We start from the raw sequence: 19,941 nt of genomic DNA on the forward strand, positions 1-19,941 counted from the left end.
CCAACCTAATCCAGCCTAACAATAAAAAGGGGCACCCCTGAGTGCCCCTTTCACTCTCCCACGCCGAGCCCTAGCGTCGTTCAGATTTGTGCGGCTCGTCGTGCTCCCACTCCTCCACATCAGGCAGATCATCCAGGCTGACATCGAAGTCGTCATCCACCGCTTTTGGTGGCTGCTTGCTACGCACAGGCTGCGGCCCCAGTGCGTCGAGCAGGTCCACGTCCAGATCCAGCTTGAAGTCTTCAAGGTTCAGGCGGACATCATCCTGCGCCTCCTGCTCGGCTGCGCGCGGGGTTCTGGACGGCTGCTCCAACTCATCATCCATCAGCAGCGGATCCAGGTGATCGACCCGCTCGACCATATCGGTCTCAACTTGGGCCAGCAGTGCAGGGAAGCGCATTTTCAACTGATCGATACGCTCCATGTCGGCTCCCAACGCCAGCGCTTCGCGCTCCTGTGCGGCAAAGGCCGGGCGGTCACACAATTCAGCCAGCACCCGCAGCAACCTGTAGCGCAGATCAAGACGCTCAGGTTGTGTGGCAATGGCCTTATCCAGCAATACGCGGGCCTCAGCAAACCGCCCATAGGTGATATAAAGCTCCACCCCGGCCAACGGGTCGGTTGCCGGTTTCGGCTGAGCCGGCGCAGGCTGGCGTACCCTCACTGAGCCGGGCGCGACCTGCTCGCGCGGGCGGATAGGAGGCATGGGTATCGATTCCGACTCGGCCGAAGACTTCTTGCGCATACCGAACAGCAAGCCAAGCACAGCCAGTCCCAGCCCGACCAGGATTGGCCACCAGCTGAACCAGCGTTCCAGGCTGCTCGATGTCACCTGTGCACCCAGTCTATCGTCCATCAGCCCGGCTGCCGGCAAAACACCCAGCGCCCCCGGATTCGGATCATCCGATCCCTGTACCGAACTCTGAGCCCCAGGCTCCGCACCCGCTACTGCAAGCAGCGCACCCGCCGCAGCCGACTCTTCAAATGCGGCCTGCTCCAATGCCCGCGCCTCGCGCAGCACTTCGAGCTCAGCCTGCAGACTGGCGATCTGGGAGTCACGATTATCCAACTCGCTAAGCAGCACACTGAAGCGCGTCTCCAGCATGCTTAGGCGATCACGCAACTCCGCCGATTCATTGGCTGCAGGCTCCAACGCATCGATTCGCAAACGATCAGCGCTCGCAACCGGCTCGGCAACCGTTGCGATCGACTCCGGCTGACTGTCCAGCGGACGCTGGGCCGGCGGCGCAGCTGAAAATCCCAACTGCTCAGCGGTCGGCAACACCAACGCCTGCCCCTGGCGCAAACGGTTGATGTCTCCGTCAATAAAGGCCTGAGGATTCAAGGCGCGAATCGCCAGCATGGTTTGTCGCACACCAGCACGCTCATCAGGACGGTAGCGTTCGGCAATCGCCCACAGGGTATCACCCGCCACGGTCTGATATTGCGCAGCACCCGGCTGCGGTTGCAAATCGGGCAGTGCCAGCGCAGCTGGCGCCGGTTGCACTGGACGTGAGACTGGCGTCTGGACGCTTGATCGGGTCTGGGCCGCAGCAGCTACCGGTTGACTGATGCCCGGTCCCGGACTGTACAGCGGCGGATCAAGCAGCACGGTATATTCACGCAGCATGACCCCATTGGGCCGGCGCAACTCAACCAGGAAGTTCAGATAAGGCTCGCGTACCGGCCAGTTGGATTCAACATCGATGAATAGACGATTGTTGCGCAGCACCGGGACGAAACGCAGGTCGGTGAGAAAATAAGGTCGCTGAATGCCTGCTTGATCGAAAGCCTGCTGGTCAGCCAGACGAACCCGAATATCCTCAGGTGTCACGCCACTACTGCCATGCAACTCAATAGTGGCCTTGAGGGGTTCGTTGAGCGCCGACCCCAAAGCAATGTCACCCAGCCCCAGCGCATTGGAGATTCCGGCATACAAAGCCGCCACGGTGGCGACTCCCAATACAACCCGGTGTTTGGCAGGCATACCTTAATCCCTTGTTGTTCAATGACCCCAGCTTGGCGGAGTCTTATTCACGGAGCACCCAGGGCAATACCATTATGCCACTACAAATCCCAAAAACGAACACACCATCGCCACGTTTTTGGCGAAACAGAGAAAAAACTCATTCGATCGACAAATGACAGTCACATACAAAGCCAAGCCTATAGTTATATAGCTAGACGCCAGTACCGAGACCGTCAAGCTGCGACCGGCAAATCCTCCCAAGCCTGGCGACTTGCGGTAGAATCGGCTCCCGGCCCGTCAACACTAAATGCCTCATGAATGATGTAGACAAACTGTTCGCCCAACCACTGACCAAGGTTAGCGACTTCGTGTTCGATCACGACGTAGCTCGGGTATTTCCCGACATGATCAAACGTTCGGTCCCTGGCTATCCGACCATTGTCGAGACGATCGGCCTGATTGCCGGGCAGCATGCGGGGCCGCACACACTGATTTACGACCTGGGCTGCTCGCTTGGCGCCGCCACTCAGTCCATGCGCCGGCATGTGCGCAGTCAAGGCTGCCGCATCATTGCAGTGGACAATGCCCCAGCCATGGTCGAGCGCTGCCGTGAATACCTCAGTGCCCAGTCGGCCATGACTGAAGAACTGACCCCGGCCGAAGTGATCGAGGCAGACATTCTCGAGCTGCCCCTGCAGCCCTGCTCGGTGGTAGTGCTGAACTTCACCCTGCAGTTCATCAATCCAGAGCTGCGCTTGCCCCTGCTCAGCCGCATTCGTCAGGCACTCAAACCGGGCGGCATATTGCTGTTGTCGGAAAAGTTGCGTTTCGATGACCCGGATCAGCAGCAACGCCTGGAAAACCTGCACTACGCCTTCAAACGGGCCAACGGCTACAGTGAGCTGGAGATCGCCCAGAAGCGCAGCGCGATTGAAAACGTCATGCGCCCAGACACTCTGGATACTCACCTGCAACGCCTCCAGCAGGCCGGCTTCAGCCAGGCGCATAGCTGGTTTCAATGCCTCAATTTCTGCTCGATGATCGCCACTTGTGATTGACTATCAACCGCTTTTCCACGCCCTGCGCAACACCCCACTGGAACACTGGCTGGATAACCTGCCACAGGCCCTGAACCAGCGGCTGGACACAACCAATCATGGCGATCTGGCTCGCTGGCAGGCGGCACTGGAACAGATTCCGTCACTGCCGCAAGCGTCCATTGAGTTGCAGCACGGAGTGCGCATCGGGCACCCGGAGGCCATCGACGAGTCGACCCAAGCAGCTCTGCGCCAGGCCTTGCAAGGTCTGCATCCATGGCGCAAGGGGCCGTTCGAGCTGTTCGGGGTTCATATCGATACCGAATGGCGTTCGGACTGGAAATGGCAGCGCGTCGCCCCGCACCTTGATCTGCGCGGCAAGCGAATTCTGGATGTTGGCTGTGGCAACGGCTATTACATGTGGCGGATGTGGCAGGCAGGCGCCCAACTGGTTGTCGGCGTTGACCCCAACCTGCTGTTTCTCAATCAATTTCTGGCAATCCGTCGATTCATGCCTGAGGCGCCGGTCTGGCAACTGCCCTTCACCCTTGAAGAGTTGCCGGAGCCGACCGATGGCTTCGACGCGGTGTTCTCCATGGGCGTGCTGTATCACCGACGCGCGCCTATCGACCACCTGTTACAGCTCAAGGCCTGCCTGCGCCCCGGCGGTGAACTGGTCATGGAAACACTGGTGGTTGAGGGCGACGCACAACAATGTCTGGTGCCCGAAGACCGCTATGCGCAAATGCGCAACGTCTGGTTCCTGCCTTCAGTCCCACTGCTTGAGCGATTCCTGCGCCGGGCAGGCTTTCAGGATGTGCGCTGCGTGGACCAGGCTCATACCAGCACCGAGGAACAACGCAGCACCGACTGGATGCGTTTTCAGTCACTGCCTGACTTTCTTGACCCGGAGAATCCGGCACTGACCCGCGAAGGCTATCCTGCACCCTTGCGGGCAGTGATACTGGCCCGCAAGCCCGGCTAAGAGGGTATTTACAAATTACTGCGCTCGGCTTAGGGAAACACTGATTAAATCAGTTCGGTGTTGGCCCAATTGTCGCTGACCTGTTCTGGACACGCCGTGAACCCATCCATGGGGGCTTGGCGATGCCCATCCGGGGCATCGACAGTCCAGAACAGGTCAGCGCCAACCGGGCTACTGGGCTGGTGTGCAATTAATCAGTATTCCCTTTTGGACTGCGCTCAGCCGAAAACCGCAACCGTTTGCCGGCTAATCGCGACCAACGCCCCATCCTCGCGCCAGACCATCGCTCCGGCATGCCCGTAGCCATCCCGGGCATGCTCAATACTGGCTTTGTAGAGCAGCCAGTCGGTATTACCAAGTGCAGGCTGGGGCTGCACAAACTCGATGGTCCAGGTCAGCGAGCTGGCTGGAGCGCGCTCGGCGAGATGCGGCAGCACTGCCGGTGGCCAGACATCGACCAAGCCAAGAATATGCGCCTCGTGAATCGCTCCCTCATCCTGTCGAAAGCGCATCCAGCCGCCCATATCGCGCTTGCGGCTGCGACTGAACGGCAGATCGCCAAAACACCAGCGCAGGTTGAAGTGTTTGAGAAAGACCGGACTCAGACCTTCGATATACGGCGTATCGACATACTGATCAGGTGCTTTGACCTCAGGAGGCGGCTCAGCCACGACATTAACCACCGACTCCCGCGCCGCGCCGAAGCTACCCTGAATGATGCACATCACCTGGCCATTCTGACGGGCCATGCCGAGCATCTGGCTGACTGCCTTGCCCTCACGCAATACCTCTGCTTCAACCATCATCGTCTCGCCCGGCACCACCGGCCCGACGAACGTGATCGCCAGCGAACGCACCGGACGCCCAGCCGGAACTTTCTCACGCATGCCCTGGTACACCAACGCCGCCACCAGGCCGCCATAGCCGGCCCGGCCCTGAGCCCAGTCGAGCGGGATGGTCACCTGCTTGTCGGGCGAATTGGACAGAGCCGCAAGTAATTCTGCAAAGGTCATCAATGGCTTCCTTTGGTCAATATCCTTGCATGTTAATGCCCGGCGCAGTGTATTCGCATACTCATTGGTGCACTGAATGGCCCACTATCTCAGGACTCCCTGCGCAACCCCGCTAACCAGCCCAGAGCCAGCCAGGCCGCGGGTATCTCCGGCCAGTCATGCTCGCCCAGGCCCGCCAGGTCATAACCCGAGACCCCTGCCCGGGCCAACAAGCGCTCATGCCACCAGCGCAGGCATGCCCCGCTACCCGGCTCAAGCTGCCTAGCCAGGGTCATGCGCAGGCGCATGGGCAACGACAACAGCAAGCGCTGCTCAACCGCGAGAAAGATTTGCTGCTCATTCTCTAGATAGGCCGCTTCAGCCGCAGCCGTAAGGTTCAATTGCTGAGCCAGGATCAGTAGTTGGCGGGCATACTCACGATGACTCTGGAGCGGATCAAGGCGGCTGCGCCAATCCAGCTGCAAACGCTCTACGGCCTCGGTCAGGGTATGCACCCCAGCGCTTGGGGCGTCCAGCAACACCGCTAACCAGCGGCGCTGCAGCAGTGACAGACCATGCAGCAACAGCAACAACTCGGCGCTGCTGGAACCAGGCCTTGGGCGCCAGTCGCCGACTTCAGAATCGGCGACCTGGAGTAGCCGTGCACAGCGTTCCGGCCATTCGGTCGGCCCCAACTGGCGACGCATGGTGCGCCATTGCTGCTCTAGCACCTCAACTCCCTGCTGCAACCAGCGTCCGGCCTGCTGCCGGGCCGTGCGCTTAGCCCTCATCCTTACCTCCGGTCAAACGCTCACGAATTGCCTGAATGATGCCCCGATTATCTTCAGCCAGCATGCCCTGATCATCCGCGGGCACTGCCCGGCACAAGTCCAGGGTGAAATGTCCCAGCCGTGAACTGTACAGGCCAACACCAATCCCCTGCCCGACCCGAGCCGCCAGTTTCTCCATCAAGCCAGACAGCAAACTGTCGCTCAATGCTCCGATAGCCATCTCAGTACCGCCAGCCAAAGCGATATTGCGTAGCACATGACGGGCCAGTCGCCAGCGTCCTAGCTGCCCCATTGGAATGCCGAACAGTTGCGCCAGCTTCTGCATCATCCGGACATTGCGCCAGACCACCAACAGCAGATCAACCGCCACCCAGGGGCTGGTTGCCACCAGCATTCCGGTTCCGGTCGACTCGCGGCGGATCAACTGCCGTGCCTGCAGGTCCAAAGCCTGATAGAACTCCTGGTTCAGCCGGTGCCGAACTTCTTCAGGACTGTGCGAGACATCCAGCGTGGCACAACTGGCACGCACGGCCTGTGCCAGCGGGGTGTCCCGGTACAGAGTCTGCAAACGCTCCAGCCAGTCGACCGACAGGCGAGCCCCGGGCTCGCGCAGTGCCAACTGCATTTCCCGACGCAATTGCTCCAATTCGGTCAGCCGTAGGCGCTGACGCCGAATATCACGCCAGGCCAATGCCGCCGTGCTTGCCAGAGCCAACCCCAGCCCGCCAAGCAACACACCGGCCAACGGCTGCCAGTTCCAGGCATCCAGGGTCCAGCGCCCCCACTCGAAGGCAGCCCCGCCCAGGACCAGCGCAAGAACCGAGCGCCCTAGCCGGCCCGGCCAGGGACTGTTTGGTGGCGGATTGAGCGTGTCCGGCAATGCTGGCTCGGTCTCAGGCAGCCGGCTGACCAACTGTTCAGCCGGCACATCGCCAATGATCCGAGTGGCTGCGTCCGCCCCTTGCTGCTCGGTTTCCCAGCGCTCAAGAATACGGGTTTTGTCCTGACTCATCAGCCATCACCCTCCAAAGTCCAGTCAATCAGGTCATCCATCCGGTAATGGGCAAAGGGCTCATTACGGTGCAGCCCCGTTGGTGGGCGCAGGCGCAGCAGTTCAGGCCCCTGAACCTTAAGATCCAGCGGTAGATGCTCAGGAATATGTCCTGGCTGATAGCGCACCCCGCCACTTTGACCATCCAGCGCCGCAACCAGCGCATCGCCCTCCTGACGTGCAGCACGGATCGCCGCAAGAGGAAAGCCCTTGACCTCCACACCACCATGGCGAACTTCCGACAAGCTGTCAGTCAACAAGTCTTCCAGGCACTGCTGAACCGCTCGCTGCTGGCTCGGCGCGACCTGATCCACCTTGCTGGCGCAGACCGCCAGGCGCTCGATACGCGGCTTGAACCAACGCTCCAGCAGGCTGTTGCGACCATAGCGAAAACTGTCCAGCACCGCCTCCAGCGCCGCCTTGAGATCCACCAGCGCGGCCTGTCCGGCATCCATAGGGGTAAGCATGTCAACCAGCAGGATCTGCCGATCCAGAGTACTGAAATGCTGGTCATAAAAGCCTTTGACCACATAGTCGCGGTAGTAGTCGAACCGGGTACTGCACTGATGCCACCAACTGCCGGACTCGCCTTGGGTATGCTGATTGACCGCCGGCAACGGAACGAACTGCAGCATCTCTGCCGCCACCCCTTGGCCTGGCAGCAAAAATCGTCCCGGCTGGTTGCGCGACAACCCCGCATCAGCTCGGCAGCGGTGCAGGAACGCGGTCCATTCTGTCGTAAGCTCGGCCAGCAGCCCGGCATCAACCGGGGCCAACGGATCAATCGCGGTCAGACGTTCGAGTAACGGCCCCGCCAATGATCGGCGAGGCTCCTGACTCAGCCAGCCCTGAAGCTGTTCACACCAGCGGCCATAGTCGAGTCCGAGCAATGGCAGATCCAGCAGCCACTCCCCCGGGTAGTCGATGATTTCGATATGCAAGGTCCGACTGCCCTGAAGTTTGCCCAGCAACCCGTGGGGGCGAAAACGCAGATCTATCACCACCCGTGACAGATCGCTGGTCGACTCCGGCCAGCGCGGCGGATCTGCTGCCAACGCAGCCAGTGCCGAAAGATAGGGAAACGGCTGCTCAACCCCGTCGCGCTGCCAGCGTACCGATTCCAGCCGGTCAAACGGCGGACGCCGGGCCAGCAGCCCACGCTGATGGTTTTCCAGCTGGTTGATAAAGCTGGTAATGAAGGTGGTTTTCCCGGCGCCACTCAGCCCAGTCACGCCAATGCGAATTCGCTGACCGGTCAAGCGTTCGGCCTGATAACGCACCTGCTTGAGCCAGTTCACAGTTTTCGCTTTCACCATACGGGCACTCCCTGAGGCATCCATGGTCTATTGGGGTCTACGATCAGTATCATACAGGCACAATCCCGGAGGACACCGCCTATGGCTTACTCTGATACGCACAGCAAGGTGATTGGATATCTGCTGTGGATCTTTGGTTTCATGGGGGCCCACCGGTTCTACTATGGCAAGCCATGGACCGGCACGCTCTGGTTTTTCACCTTGGGACTGCTGTTCATTGGCTGGATTGTCGACTTGTTCCTGATTCCGAAAATGGATCGGGAAGCCGGTCACCGTTTTCGTAGCGGGCCGATAAACTTCAACTTGACCTGGGTGCTGCTGACCTTTCTCGGCATCTTCGGTGCCCACCGACTGTATATGGGCAAATGGATCACCGCCATTTTGTATTTCTTCACTGGCGGCCTGCTGCTGCTCGGGGTGCTGTACGACTACTGGACACTGAACGAGCAGATATCCGAGAAAAATATGCAGCGCTCCTGGTAAGCGCCGCGGTGTTGCCGCAGGCTCAGATCCAGTAAACTGGTGGCCTTTCAATCAGCAGGCATCAATGGCGTGGAAATCTTCAAGGAATTTACTTTCGAAGCGGCACACAAGCTGCCGCACGTTCCGACTGGGCATAAATGTGGCCGACTGCACGGGCACTCGTTCCAGATAGCCATTCATATCAGTGGCGAGGTTGACCCGCACACCGGCTGGATCCGCGACTTCGCCGAGCTCAAGGCGGTGTTCAAGCCCATCTATGACCAGCTCGACCACCACTACCTTAACGACATTCCCGGGCTCGAAAACCCAACCAGTGAAGTAATTGCCAAGTGGATCTGGCAACAGCTCAAGCCGCAGCTGCCGGAACTGTGCCAGATTACCATTCGCGAAACCTGCACCAGCGGATGCATCTATCGCGGTGAGTAAACCCCGCTATAGCGGATCATTAAGGCGCAGCAACTCTTCGGGCAAATGCTCGATGTACTCTTCTTCAGCCGGCGGCATCTGCAGGTGGAACCCCTGCCCCTGCAGATTGTCCAGCACAGTCTGAATCTCTTCCTGAGCCAGCTTGCGCTCAGGGCTCAATACCAGATCCAGACTGTGCTCGGGCTTGCCGAACACCTGCAGCAGCGCTTCTGGCACTTCACTCAGGCCCTTTTGACGCGGCACATACAGATACATGCCAGGCTTGCGCCGACTACGATAAATCGAACACAGAACTTTCATGCACTCTCCTGAGCCGTGGCATTGGCCACGGCCAACAACTCATCACCCATCAGGCGTCGCCGCCACCCAGTCAGCTCTGGCGGCAACTGGTAGGGTCCGTTGGGATAACCGCTACGCACCAGGCTTTCCAGCACTTTTTTACGCAGCATCAATTCCGGGGCAATCCCTAACCGCTCGGCATGCGTCTGGCCAACTTTGCGCAAAGCCTTGAGCAATCGGTTGGCATCCGCCGGCAACGGCTCAGGCAAACGCTCGGGCCATTGATCCTCCGGCATCGCCTGACCTTGACGAATCAGAGCCAGTAGGGTCTGACCATCATGCCGGACGGTGCGCGGATGCATGTCCTCAATACGCGACAGTGCCTGGAGGTTGTCCGGCTGATACTGGGCCAGCGGATACATTGCCCGTTCGCGAAGCAGCCGATTGCGCGCCTGATCACGGCGCCTGGCCTCACGCTCACGCCAGCTTGCCAAGACCTTGAGAACCGCCAGTTGCGACGGCTTTAAGCGCCAGGCCTGTTTAGTCTGCTGGTAAGCCAGTTCGGGGTCGGTCTCGACGGTGCTGACTGCCACCTGCTCGGCTGTATCTTCCAGCAGCCAGTCGCGCAAGCCTGCTGCATCAATACGTGGCGCCAGAACCTGATAGAGCTCAGCCAGATGCACCGCATCACGGGCTGCATAATCAATTTGAGCCTCGCTCAGCGGGCGTTGCAGCCAGTCTGAACGGGTTTCATCCTTGGGCAAATCGATACCCAGCAGACTCAGTACCAGCCGCGAATAACCCATGGAGAAATCCATACCCAGGTAAGCCGCAGCCAGCTGGGTATCAAACAGCGGCGCTGGCGTGGCACCACACAGGTGCTGAAACACCTCCAGATCCTCGCTACAGGAGTGCAGCACCTTGGTAACCGCCGGGTCACGCAGCAGCTCTACCCAGGGGCTCCAGTCACTGATTTTCAACGGGTCAATCAGGTAAGCCTGACGTCCGTCGCCGACCTGCAACAGCCCGGCTATGGGGTAAAAGGTCTCGGTACGAACAAACTCGGTATCCACTGCCACATAGGGCAGTTGTCGCCAGCGCTCGCACCAGGCAGCCAGCTCGGCGTCCTGGTCGATCATCAAGGGTTGAGCCAGAGGCGGTGTCATATATCTGTTCCTTAAACCAGGGCAACAGTATAACCGATCGTCTGCCAGCCCGTGCGGCCGATGCTCCGCAGCAAGAGAGTCGCGAATAGCTGTCAAGATTGACCGGGATCAACCGATACAGTTCATGGATCAGCAATAATTGCCAAAATCCGGCCCTTGGCCACCATCAAGGTCGGGTAACACTGCTAGGAGCCTGCATGGTCGTTCTCCAACACATCCCCCTCAAATACAAGTTTTGGGCGGTCAATGGCGTTACTTTTTTCAGTACCTTGCTACTGGTTCTGGTTGCCTTGTGGGTCGAGCAAGGGAGCCTGCACGCTGAGCGCCAACGCGTTGGCGAGCAACTGGTGCATCAAGCCGCGCAGGTCAGGCTGACAGAGTTTGAACCTATTGCCGCCGGCGGACGCTATGCCCGCCTGGAACAAGGCCTGGGCACCAGCCCGCGCTGGTTCCCGGTCGAGCAACTGGTAGCCACCGACCAGGACCGCCTGCTCGGGGTCTGGGCCCTGCGCCAGAACGAACAGGCCCTCCTTCTTGGAGTGAAACGCCAGGGCTACCTTGAACTGCTGCTGGACCGTGCACCCTTTTACGCGCTGGTGGTCTTTGTCCTGATGGTCGGCGTACTGCTGGTATCACAATTGTTGATTCTGTTCATCACCCGCCACCTTCATGCATTGCGTGACGTTATGCAGAAGGTTCAGGAAAGCGGCGACCTGACCCTCAGGGCTCAGGCCAGCTCACGCGATGAGGTCGGTGCCATGGCGCGCGCCTTCAATGCTATGCAGGATGCCCAGCAACAGGTAGTTGGTGCTGTGCGTAAGGCAGCCGAGGAACTTGACCAGGGAGCCAGCCAATTGGCCGGGCTGATGGCGCGAGTCAATGACGGTATGATCAGCCAGCAGAGCGAAACCGACATGGTGGCAGCTGCCGTCAATGAAATGAGTGCGACGGTTCAGGACATTGCAGCCAATGGCGCCACTACCCGCGACCAGTCCGGCCAAGCAGATGAACTGGCCCGCCAGGGACGTGATCAGGTGCTCAAGGTCAGCGAAACCATCACCGGCTTGGCTACCAGCATCGAGCGTTGTACTCAGCATATGCAACGACTGGAGGGTCACAGCAAGGAAATCAGTGGCGTGGTAAGAGTGATCCGCGACATTGCCGAGCAAACCAATCTTTTGGCGCTCAACGCCGCCATCGAAGCAGCCCGGGCCGGGGAATCCGGTCGCGGCTTCGCCGTGGTCGCTGACGAGGTCCGCGCCTTGGCCCAGAGAGTCCAGAATTCCACCGATGAAATCCAGCGCATGATCGAAGCCTTGCAGGGAGGTACCCGCGATGCCGTCGCGGACATGCAAGCCAGCGCCGAGCTGACCCATGAGTCGGTTGAGCAGGTTGAAGAGGCCGGTACCTCCCTGAGCCGCATCACCACGGCAGTCAGCCAGATCCGTGACGGGAACAGTGAGATTGCCTCAGCGGTAGAACAGCAAAGTGAGGTCGCCGAATCCATCACCCAAAGTGTGGTACAGATTCGCGATGTGACCGAGCGTACGGTCGAGCAAACCCAGCAAAGCGCCGCCACCAGCCAGCAACTGGCTGCCCTGGCGCATCAATTGACCTCGGCCGTAAGCAAACTCAAAACCTGAGCGGTGTGCGCTCTGAGCGAGTCACGGGCAGGTTCATTTGCCCGTGACATGCTCATTACGGAAACACTGATTAAATCAGTTTCGGTGTTGGCCCAATTGTCGCTGACCTGTTCTGGACACGCTGTAAATCCCCTCCGGGTCCGGCCAACCGATCACAGATCGGTCGGCGTTTGGCTGCACACGAAGCATGCTTCGTAAACGCTTGCCTCACCCCTCTACGCTCTTAGATGCCATCCGACCGCCAGGGATGGCGGAAGTGTCGAAAATGCAGGAGCAATTTTCGACACTGGCATCTAACGGTCCAGAACAGGTCAGCGACAACCGGGCTACTGAGCTTGCGTGCAATTAATCAGTGTGTCCTTACTGCAGACTGATCCGCTCGCGATTACGCTCGACAGTGGCCTGGCCGATGCCCTTGACCCCGGCCAGTGATTCGACCGATTCGAACGCGCCGTTCTCATCACGGTAGGCAACAATCGCCTGGGCCTTGGACTCCCCAACCCCCTGCAACACTTCGGCAATTTCCGCGGCACTGGCGTGGTTGATGTTGACGACCGGGCCAACCGACTGTTCGGCCAAAGCCGGCACAGCAACCCAGGTAGACATGACGAACATAACTGCGGCAAAAAGTTTGCGCATAAATTGATTCCTCTCCATGTGATTGAATGCCGTACAGCCGGGCGACTGCCTGCGATTTCCTTCGCACTCCCTGCGGCTTGCCAAGACTAAACAAAACGGCGCCCGGAGCAAGCTCGCGGACGCCGTCTTGTGAAACAATTGGCAAATATGTCTCAATTAGCTATTTGCCACCGCCTCCAGGCCACGCTGCAGATCGGCACGCAGATCCTCAACATCCTCCAGCCCCACCGCAATACGGATCAGCCCTTCGCGGATTCCTGCTGCTTCACGAGCCTCCACACTCAGGCGCCCGTGTGTAGTAGTGGCCGGATGGGTGATAGTACTTTTGGCATCGCCCAGGTTGGCGGTGATCGACAGCAACCGGGTGGCATCGATAAACCGCCAGGCCGCCTCACGACCACCCTTGAGTTCAAAACTCAGCACGGCGCCAAAGCCTGACTGCTGGCGCTTGGCCAATTCATGCTGCGGATGACTAGGCAGGCCGGCATAGTAGACCTTATCGATCCCAGGCTGGCACTCCAGCCACTCAGCCAGGCTCTGGGCGCTGGCACAATGGGCATTCATTCGCAGCTTCAAGGTTTCCAGCCCCTTGAGAAATACCCAGGCATTGAACGGACTCAAGGTTGGGCCGGCAGTACGCAGGAAGCCGACAACCTCCTGCATGTGCTCCCGGCGCCCGGCAACCACACCACCCAGACAGCGGCCCTGACCATCGATATACTTGGTTGCCGAGTGGATAACGACATCTGCCCCCAGGGCCAGCGGCTTCTGCAAGGCCGGAGTACAGAAGCAGTTATCGACGACCAACAAGGCCTCCTGCCCTTTGGCCACATCGGCCAGGGCGGCGATGTCTACCAGCTCGGCCAATGGGTTGGACGGCGACTCGACAAAGAACAAACGAGTGTTGGGCTTGCAGGCGGCCTGCCAGCCAGCAATATCGGCTAAAGTAACGTAGTCGACCTCGATACCGAAGCGCTTGAAATACTTCTCGAACAGGGTCACGGTGGCGCCAAATACGCTACGCGAGACCAGAATGTGGTCGCCCGCCGAACACAGACTCATCACCGTCGACAGAATTGCTGCCATACCGGAAGCGGTACCCACCGCTTGTTCAGCCCCTTCGAGCGCAGCAATACGCTCCTCGAAAGTACGTACCGTAGGGTTCATGTAACGTGAATAGACATTGCCCGGCGCTTCGCCAGCGAAGCAGGCGGCGGCATCCGCAGCACTGCGAAAGACATAGCTGGAGGTCAGAAACAGCGCCTCGCCATGTTCGGCCTCCGGACCTCGACGCTGACCGGCACGCACCGCCAGTGTATCGAAACCGGCATCGAGCAGATCGCTGTCGAGCCGCCCGGCATCCCATTCAATAGTCATTACCTTCCCCTTGCCGCCAGGCGTCTCCCAAGGTCATTGCTACGCAGCAATGACCGGTTTCCGAGATGCCCTATTGCTCAATTGTTGTGCAGGTCAATAATCGCGTTGCCGATTTCCGACGTGATCTTGGCCGCATCATTGCGCGCCTGCTCGATCTTGCCCAGATACGCCTCATTGACGTCGCCGGTGACGTACTCACCGTTGAACACCGAACAGTCGAAATCATGGATATTGGGGTTACCCTCACGCACCGCCTCGACCAGGTCATCAAGATCCTGATAGATCAGCCAGTCAGCACCGATCAGCTCAGCCACTTCTTCGGTACTGCGATCATGAGCGATCAGCTCGTGGGCGCTGGGCATGTCGATGCCGTAGACATTAGGGTAACGGACCGCCGGAGCCGCCGAGCAGAAATAGACCTTATTGGCACCCGCTTCACGGGCCATCTGAATGATCTGCTTGCAGGTGGTACCACGCACGATGGAGTCATCGACCAGCAGAACATTCTTGCCACGAAATTCCAGTTCGATCGCATTGAGCTTCTGGCGCACCGACTTCTTGCGCGCCGCCTGGCCAGGCATGATGAAGGTCCGGCCGATATAGCGGTTTTTGACAAAACCTTCACGGAACTTAACGCCCAAGTGGTTGGCCAGCTCGACTGCCGAGGTCCGACTGGTATCAGGAATCGGAATTACCACGTCAATCCCGTGGTCCGGGCGCTCATGGGCAATTTTCTCGGCCAGCTTTTCCCCCATGCGCAGGCGTGCCTTGTAGACCAGAATCCCGTCGATCATGGAGTCCGGACGCGCCAGGTAGACATGCTCAAAGATACACGGCGAATACACCGGGTTGTCAGCACACTGACGAGTGAAGATTTCGCCCTTGTCAGTGATATAAACCGCCTCGCCGGGTTCCAGATCACGAATCAGCTCAAACCCCAGAACATCCAGCGCCACGCTTTCCGAGGCGATCATGTACTCGATGCCGGTCTCGGTTTCCCGCTTGCCATAGACAATAGGCCGGATTGCCCAGGGATCGCGGAAACCAACGATGCCATAGCCGGTGATCATGGCAATTGCAGCATAGCCACCCCGGCAACGATCGTGCACGCCTCGTACTGCATTGAAAATATCCTCTTCGCCCGGTTGCAGCTTGCCACTGCGGGCCAGTTCATGGGCGAAAACGTTGAGCAGCACTTCAGAGTCGGAGTTGGTATTGACGTGGCGCAGATCCGATTCGTAGATCTCACGCGACAACTGCTCGACATTGGTCAGGTTGCCGTTATGCGCCAGGGTGATGCCGTAAGGCGAGTTGACATAGAACGGCTGGGCTTCAGCCGAACTGGAGGAACCCGCTGTCGGGTAGCGCACATGCCCCATACCCATGTTGCCCACCAGCCGCTGCATGTGACGCTGCTGGAAGACGTCTCGTACCAGACCGTTATCCTTGCGCAGGAACAGCCGGCCCCGATCACAGGTTACGATGCCGGCGGCGTCCTGGCCGCGATGCTGCAGGACGGTCAGGGCGTCGTAGAGCGCCTGATTGACGTTCGACTTGCCCACAATGCCAACAATGCCACACATGCCTAAACACCCTTACGTTGAATGTGTAAAACAGCCGTATCCGGAAGGATACCCACATCAGCTACCGAAAAAGCCGAGAATCGTGTTCTTGGACCAATCGGCAACCAGCAAAAAATGAGGAATCAGCTCGGACTGTGTCCACCAGATATCACCCTCGACAGGGGCCAGGCTTAGCAGGCCAATAACCACCACGACCAGTAACACACCTCGGGCCGCACCGAAAATCATACCGAGAAAGCGGTCAGTCCCGCTCAGCCCCGTCACCCTGACAAGTTGACCAATCAGATAATTGATCAACCCACCCAGAATCAGGGTCAACACGAACAGAATGGCACAGGCAACGATAACCCGTAGCGATGGCGTTTCTATGTAGCCTGTGAGCAGATCAGCCAAAGCGCCGCCAAACATCCAAGCGACCAGCCCGGCGATCACCCAGGTCAACAATGACAGCGCTTCCTTGACGAAACCACGCGCAAGGCTGATCAAGGCGGAGATAGCTATAACACCGATGATCAACCAGTCGACCCAGACGAATGTCACTACAGGCTACCCGATAACGAAAGAACGCTATTCTAACAGACTCTAACGCGCACGAGTATTCGCATCATAGGCAACCACCAACCCCTGGTTACCATGCTTGCGGGCCAGTTCATCGCGCAAGCTGTTGGCTGCAGCACGCTCGACTAACGGCCCGACATAAACCCGCGTGATGCTACGCCCGTCAACCTGGACCGTAAGGGTGTAGGCGTTATAGCCTTCGCTACGCAGGGTTTGACGGAAGCTTTCGGCGTTGGCGGCATTGGAGAAGCTGCCGAGCTGGATTACCCAGTCGCCAGTCACTGTGACCGGAGCAGCAGGTGCGGGAGCAGCAGGAGCTGACACCGGCGGCTCAGGTGCAGCAGTTACAGCAGGAGCTGGCTCGGGAGCCGGTGCGACAGGAGGGAGTTCGGTAGGCAGGTCAGCGCCCGGCTCGGGTATTTCGGCGACCTCCGCCGGCTCAGGCAACTCAATCGGCGCTGCCACCTCAATTGGACGAGAGTCCAGCACAGGAGGCTCTGGCACTTCAACCTCAACCCGAACCGTTTCATCTTGCCCGGACAACAGCATCGGCAGGAATACCACCGCCGCAATGATCAATACCAGCGCCCCAATGATGCGCTGCTTCAGACCTTCATCCATCGATCGGCTCCTGTGTCTGTTCAGAAAGCCAGAGTATGGCCTCTGCGACACAGAAAAACGACCCAAAAATCACGATCTCACTGTCAACCGGGGTTTGTTCGAGCTGGGCAACGATAGCCTCAGCCACCGAGTTGCATGACTTGGCCTCAGCCCCCTGCCTCGCCAGTACTTGCGCCAGGACAATGGCCGAGCAACTACGCGGGCTTGGCAAGGGCGCAGTCAACCACTGGGAAAACTCACCAAGCAGCGGTTCGACAACCCCTTGCATGTCCTTGTCGGCCAACAGCCCGAATACCGCCACGCGCGATCGGGGTCGCCGACGCAGTTCGCGGGCCAGAAAACTGGAAGCCTGGGGGTTGTGCCCGACATCAAGACACAGCTCTCGCCACTGTCCGCGCCACAGCACCCGGCGCCGATCCACTCGTCCGGGCACATGCGCTTTGCGCAGCGCCTGAGCCAGCAGCGGGTCGGGCAAATCCAGTCCAGCGGCCCAGAACGCCTGGAGCGCCCCGGCCAGGTTGTCTCGCGGCAGACTGACCGCCGGCAACTCGACCCGGCGCTGCCGCCCCTTTGCATCCACGCCCTGCATACACCAGGCACCCTGCTCCAGCGCTGACCAGTGATAATCCCGGTCAAGTAGCAGCAGGCGAGCATCCAGGCGTTGCACCTCAGCCATAAAGGTATCGGGCAGATCGGTTTCACCAGACACCACCGGCCGACCGGCACGTATGATCCCAGCCTTTTCGAAAGCTACCGACTCACGGCTGTTGCCCAGAAACTCCTGGTGATCGAGACCAATGCTGGTGACTACTGCGATATCGGCATCGACCACGTTGACCGCATCCAGCCGCCCGCCCAGACCGACTTCCAGCACCACAGCATCCAGCCCGGCACGCTGAAACAGCCAAAGCGCCGCCAAGGTGCCAAACTCGAAATAGGTTAGGGAAATATCATCGCGCGCCGCTTCGACCGCACCAAAGGCCTCGCACAGCTCAGCATCGCTTGCCTGCTGACCATTAATGGTTACGCGCTCGTTGTAATGCAGCAGGTGGGGAGAACTGTACACGCCGGTCCGCAGACCGGCGCATTGCAGCAGACTACCAAGAGTGGCGCAGGTCGAGCCCTTGCCGTTGGTGCCAGTAACCGTAAACACTAGAGGAGCCGGCTTGAGTACTCCGAGCCGGCCAGCAACCTGACCGACTCGTCCCAGCCCCATATCGATGTCTTTAGGGTGCAGCTTTTCCAGACGCGCCAGCCAGTCGGCCAGCGACAACTCGGCGATCAAGCGTCCTCAACGGCGGCGGCCGCCTCCCGTTCAGGGGCTGGCTGCTGAGTGAACATCGACAGCAGACTGGCAAGACGATCACGCATTTGATGACGCGAGACAATCAGGTCCAATGCACCGTGCTCAAGCAGAAACTCACTGCGCTGGAAACCTGGTGGCAGTTTTTCGCGAACAGTCTGCTCAATCACCCGCGGCCCGGCAAAGCCGATCAGTGCGTTGGGCTCGGCGACATTCAGATCACCCAGCATGGCCAAGCTGGCCGACACACCGCCATAGACCGGATCGGTCATGACCGAGATATAGGGAATGCCCTCTTCCCGCATCTTGGCCAGCGCAGCACTGGTTTTAGCCATCTGCATCAGCGAAAACAGCGCTTCCTGCATCCGTGCACCACCCGAGGCCGAGAAGCACACATAGGGAATACGTTCCTGCAGGGCGATTTCCGCACCACGTACGAAACGGGCACCGACCACACTACCCATCGAACCGCCCATGAAGTTGAACTCGAAGGCACTGGCTACCAACGGCATCCCCTTGAGCTTGCCCTTCATGACCACCAGTGCGTCTTTCTCGCCAGTGTCCTTTTGCGCAGCAGTGATACGATCCTTGTACTTCTTGCTATCACGAAACTTCAGCCGGTCGACCGGTTCCAGCTCGGCAGCTACTTCGCTGCGGCCTTCTGGATCAAGGAATACGTCCAGGCGGCGACGAGCGTCGATACGCAAGTGATGGTTGCACTTGGGGCACACATCCAGGTTCTTTTCCAGTTCCGGGCGATAGAGCACCGCGTCACAGGACGGGCACTTGCGCCACAGCCCTTCCGGCACGGTGCTCTTCTTTGCCTCGGAACGCACGATGGAAGGAATCAGTTTGTCCACCAGCCAGTTGCTCATCGCCAATCCTTATCTTGTCAGTTACACCAATTGGGTGGCTCTCAACGATCCATCGCCGCCCGCATTTCGCGGATGATCGAGGCAATGGCTTCGCGAGCCTTGTCCGGTTCTTGCTGATGGGCGGCAATCTGATTGACCAGCACAGAGCCGACAACGACTCCATCGGCCACCTGAGCCACTGCGGCTGCCGAGCCCCCATCACGAATACCAAAGCCGACACCGATGGGCAGATCGGTGACGCTACGCAGCTTTTCAAGTTTGGCTGCTACATCGGTGACGTCCAATGCACTGGACCCAGTCACACCCTTGAGTGAAACATAGTAAATATAGCCGCTGGCTTGGGCACAAATTTTCTTCGCCCGCTCCAAAGTCGTAGTTGGCGACAGCAGGAAAATACTATCCAGCCCTTGCTCACGGAACAGCACGGTGACCTCTTCGCCTTCTTCCGGCGGCAGGTCCACAGTCAATACCCCGTCAACCCCGGCACTGGCTGCAGCCTGGGCAAACTCGGCATAGCCCATGCGCTCGACCGGATTGAGATAACCCATCAGTACCACCGGGGTGGTCTGGTCACGTTCACGGAACTGGCGCACCATCTCCAGCACCTGGACAAGGCTGACCTTGTGGGCCAACGCCCGCTCCATGGCCAACTGGATGACCGGACCATCGGCCATTGGGTCGGAGAACGGAATACCCAGCTCAATCACGTCCGCCCCGGCCTCGACCAGCGCGTGCATCAGTGGCAGTGTCATCCCCGGCTCAGGATCGCCAGCGGTGATGTAGGGAATCAGGGCCTTGCGGCCGGAAGCCTTGAGAGCTTCAAAACAGGCTTGAATTCGACTCATGG

20 protein-coding genes are annotated in these 19,941 nt (G+C 59.2%); 5 read left to right on the forward strand and 15 right to left on the reverse strand.

Annotation, left to right across the window (positions count from 1 at the left end; genetic code table 11):
- Positions 1 to 70: 70 nt before the first annotated feature.
- The gene (locus tag BVH74_RS14610; RefSeq protein WP_080050801.1) at positions 71 to 1,987 is read right to left on the reverse strand and encodes a type IV pilus assembly protein FimV; all 1,917 of its coding nucleotides are present in this window, start codon (positions 1,985 to 1,987) and stop codon (positions 71 to 73) included.
- A gap of 296 nt (positions 1,988 to 2,283) precedes the next feature.
- On the opposite strand from BVH74_RS14610, the gene cmoA reads away from it, so the two are divergent.
- The gene (cmoA, locus tag BVH74_RS14615; protein ID WP_080050802.1) at positions 2,284 to 3,027 is read left to right on the forward strand and encodes a carboxy-S-adenosyl-L-methionine synthase CmoA; all 744 of its coding nucleotides are present in this window, start codon (positions 2,284 to 2,286) and stop codon (positions 3,025 to 3,027) included.
- Complete coding sequence (cmoB, locus tag BVH74_RS14620; RefSeq protein ID WP_080050803.1) at positions 3,020 to 3,991, forward strand: tRNA 5-methoxyuridine(34)/uridine 5-oxyacetic acid(34) synthase CmoB; 972 nt, start codon at positions 3,020 to 3,022, stop codon at positions 3,989 to 3,991. Before cmoA ends, cmoB begins: the two co-directional genes overlap by 8 nt.
- Before the next feature lie 218 nt (positions 3,992 to 4,209).
- On the opposite strand, the gene BVH74_RS14625 is transcribed toward cmoB, so the two are convergent.
- The 4 genes from BVH74_RS14625 to BVH74_RS14640 all read right to left on the reverse strand — a co-directional run bounded on the left by BVH74_RS14625 (position 4,210) and on the right by BVH74_RS14640 (position 8,141).
- A complete protein-coding gene (locus tag BVH74_RS14625) occupies positions 4,210 to 5,004 on the reverse strand; it encodes an acyl-CoA thioesterase (RefSeq protein WP_080050804.1) in 795 nt (264 codons plus the stop codon).
- Between the two features lie 89 nt (positions 5,005 to 5,093).
- On the reverse strand, positions 5,094 to 5,774 hold the full coding sequence (locus BVH74_RS14630; RefSeq protein ID WP_080050805.1) for a hypothetical protein: 681 nt from the start codon (positions 5,772 to 5,774) through the stop codon (positions 5,094 to 5,096).
- A complete protein-coding gene (locus BVH74_RS14635) occupies positions 5,764 to 6,786 on the reverse strand; it encodes a TIGR01620 family protein (RefSeq protein WP_080050806.1) in 1,023 nt (340 codons plus the stop codon). Before BVH74_RS14635 ends, BVH74_RS14630 begins: the two co-directional genes overlap by 11 nt.
- On the reverse strand, positions 6,786 to 8,141 hold the full coding sequence (locus BVH74_RS14640) for a YcjX family protein (RefSeq protein ID WP_177344538.1): 1,356 nt from the start codon (positions 8,139 to 8,141) through the stop codon (positions 6,786 to 6,788). Before BVH74_RS14640 ends, BVH74_RS14635 begins: the two co-directional genes overlap by 1 nt.
- An 81-nt stretch (positions 8,142 to 8,222) precedes the next feature.
- Between BVH74_RS14640 and BVH74_RS14645 the strand changes: the two genes are divergently transcribed.
- Both BVH74_RS14645 and queD read left to right on the forward strand, forming a co-directional pair.
- Positions 8,223 to 8,624: an NINE protein gene (locus BVH74_RS14645; RefSeq protein WP_080050808.1), complete on the forward strand. Its 402-nt coding sequence runs from the start codon at positions 8,223 to 8,225 to the stop codon at positions 8,622 to 8,624.
- A gap of 69 nt (positions 8,625 to 8,693) precedes the next feature.
- A complete protein-coding gene (gene queD / locus BVH74_RS14650; RefSeq protein ID WP_080051746.1) occupies positions 8,694 to 9,050 on the forward strand; it encodes a 6-carboxytetrahydropterin synthase QueD in 357 nt (118 codons plus the stop codon).
- A gap of 6 nt (positions 9,051 to 9,056) precedes the next feature.
- Here the strand turns inward: queD and BVH74_RS14655 are convergent, their stop codons facing one another.
- Together BVH74_RS14655 and rnd are read right to left on the reverse strand one after the other, a co-directional pair.
- Positions 9,057 to 9,350: a YcgL domain-containing protein gene (locus BVH74_RS14655; protein ID WP_080050809.1), complete on the reverse strand. Its 294-nt coding sequence runs from the start codon at positions 9,348 to 9,350 to the stop codon at positions 9,057 to 9,059.
- Positions 9,347 to 10,495 carry a ribonuclease D gene (rnd, locus tag BVH74_RS14660; RefSeq protein ID WP_373279460.1) on the reverse strand — a complete coding sequence of 383 codons (1,149 nt, stop codon included), beginning with the start codon at positions 10,493 to 10,495 and terminating at the stop codon, positions 9,347 to 9,349. The genes BVH74_RS14655 and rnd overlap by 4 nt, the downstream gene beginning before the upstream one ends.
- A gap of 197 nt (positions 10,496 to 10,692) precedes the next feature.
- Between rnd and BVH74_RS14665 the strand changes: the two genes are divergently transcribed.
- Positions 10,693 to 12,138, forward strand: a complete 1,446-nt coding sequence (locus BVH74_RS14665; RefSeq protein ID WP_080050810.1) for a methyl-accepting chemotaxis protein — start codon at positions 10,693 to 10,695, stop codon at positions 12,136 to 12,138.
- Positions 12,139 to 12,498: 360 nt separating this feature from the next.
- Here BVH74_RS14665 and BVH74_RS14670 read toward each other — a convergent pair whose 3' ends face one another.
- From BVH74_RS14670 to trpA, 8 genes are all read right to left on the reverse strand, one after another.
- Positions 12,499 to 12,777 (reverse strand): ComEA family DNA-binding protein, encoded by a 279-nt coding sequence (locus BVH74_RS14670; protein WP_080050811.1) that lies wholly within the window; start codon positions 12,775 to 12,777, stop codon positions 12,499 to 12,501.
- A gap of 156 nt (positions 12,778 to 12,933) precedes the next feature.
- Positions 12,934 to 14,154, reverse strand: a complete 1,221-nt coding sequence (locus BVH74_RS14675) for an O-succinylhomoserine sulfhydrylase (RefSeq protein WP_080050812.1) — start codon at positions 14,152 to 14,154, stop codon at positions 12,934 to 12,936.
- Positions 14,155 to 14,231: 77 nt separating this feature from the next.
- The gene (purF, locus tag BVH74_RS14680; RefSeq protein WP_080050813.1) at positions 14,232 to 15,737 is read right to left on the reverse strand and encodes an amidophosphoribosyltransferase; all 1,506 of its coding nucleotides are present in this window, start codon (positions 15,735 to 15,737) and stop codon (positions 14,232 to 14,234) included.
- Positions 15,738 to 15,794: 57 nt separating this feature from the next.
- Positions 15,795 to 16,277 carry a CvpA family protein gene (locus BVH74_RS14685; protein ID WP_080050814.1) on the reverse strand — a complete coding sequence of 161 codons (483 nt, stop codon included), beginning with the start codon at positions 16,275 to 16,277 and terminating at the stop codon, positions 15,795 to 15,797.
- 42 nt (positions 16,278 to 16,319) lie between these two features.
- Positions 16,320 to 16,916, reverse strand: coding sequence for an SPOR domain-containing protein (locus BVH74_RS14690; RefSeq protein ID WP_080050815.1), 597 nt, complete (start codon positions 16,914 to 16,916; stop codon positions 16,320 to 16,322).
- Complete coding sequence (gene folC, locus BVH74_RS14695) at positions 16,909 to 18,198, reverse strand: bifunctional tetrahydrofolate synthase/dihydrofolate synthase (protein ID WP_080051748.1); 1,290 nt, start codon at positions 18,196 to 18,198, stop codon at positions 16,909 to 16,911. Before folC ends, BVH74_RS14690 begins: the two co-directional genes overlap by 8 nt.
- Complete coding sequence (accD, locus tag BVH74_RS14700; protein WP_080050816.1) at positions 18,198 to 19,094, reverse strand: acetyl-CoA carboxylase, carboxyltransferase subunit beta; 897 nt, start codon at positions 19,092 to 19,094, stop codon at positions 18,198 to 18,200. The genes folC and accD overlap by 1 nt, the downstream gene beginning before the upstream one ends.
- 41 nt (positions 19,095 to 19,135) lie before the next feature.
- On the reverse strand, positions 19,136 to 19,939 hold the full coding sequence (gene trpA, locus BVH74_RS14705; RefSeq protein WP_080050817.1) for a tryptophan synthase subunit alpha: 804 nt from the start codon (positions 19,937 to 19,939) through the stop codon (positions 19,136 to 19,138).
- Positions 19,940 to 19,941: the final 2 nt, after the last annotated feature.

Origin of the sequence: Halopseudomonas phragmitis, from assembly GCF_002056295.1 — a bacterium.
In the GTDB taxonomy this organism is placed as follows: domain Bacteria; phylum Pseudomonadota; class Gammaproteobacteria; order Pseudomonadales; family Pseudomonadaceae; genus Halopseudomonas; species Halopseudomonas phragmitis.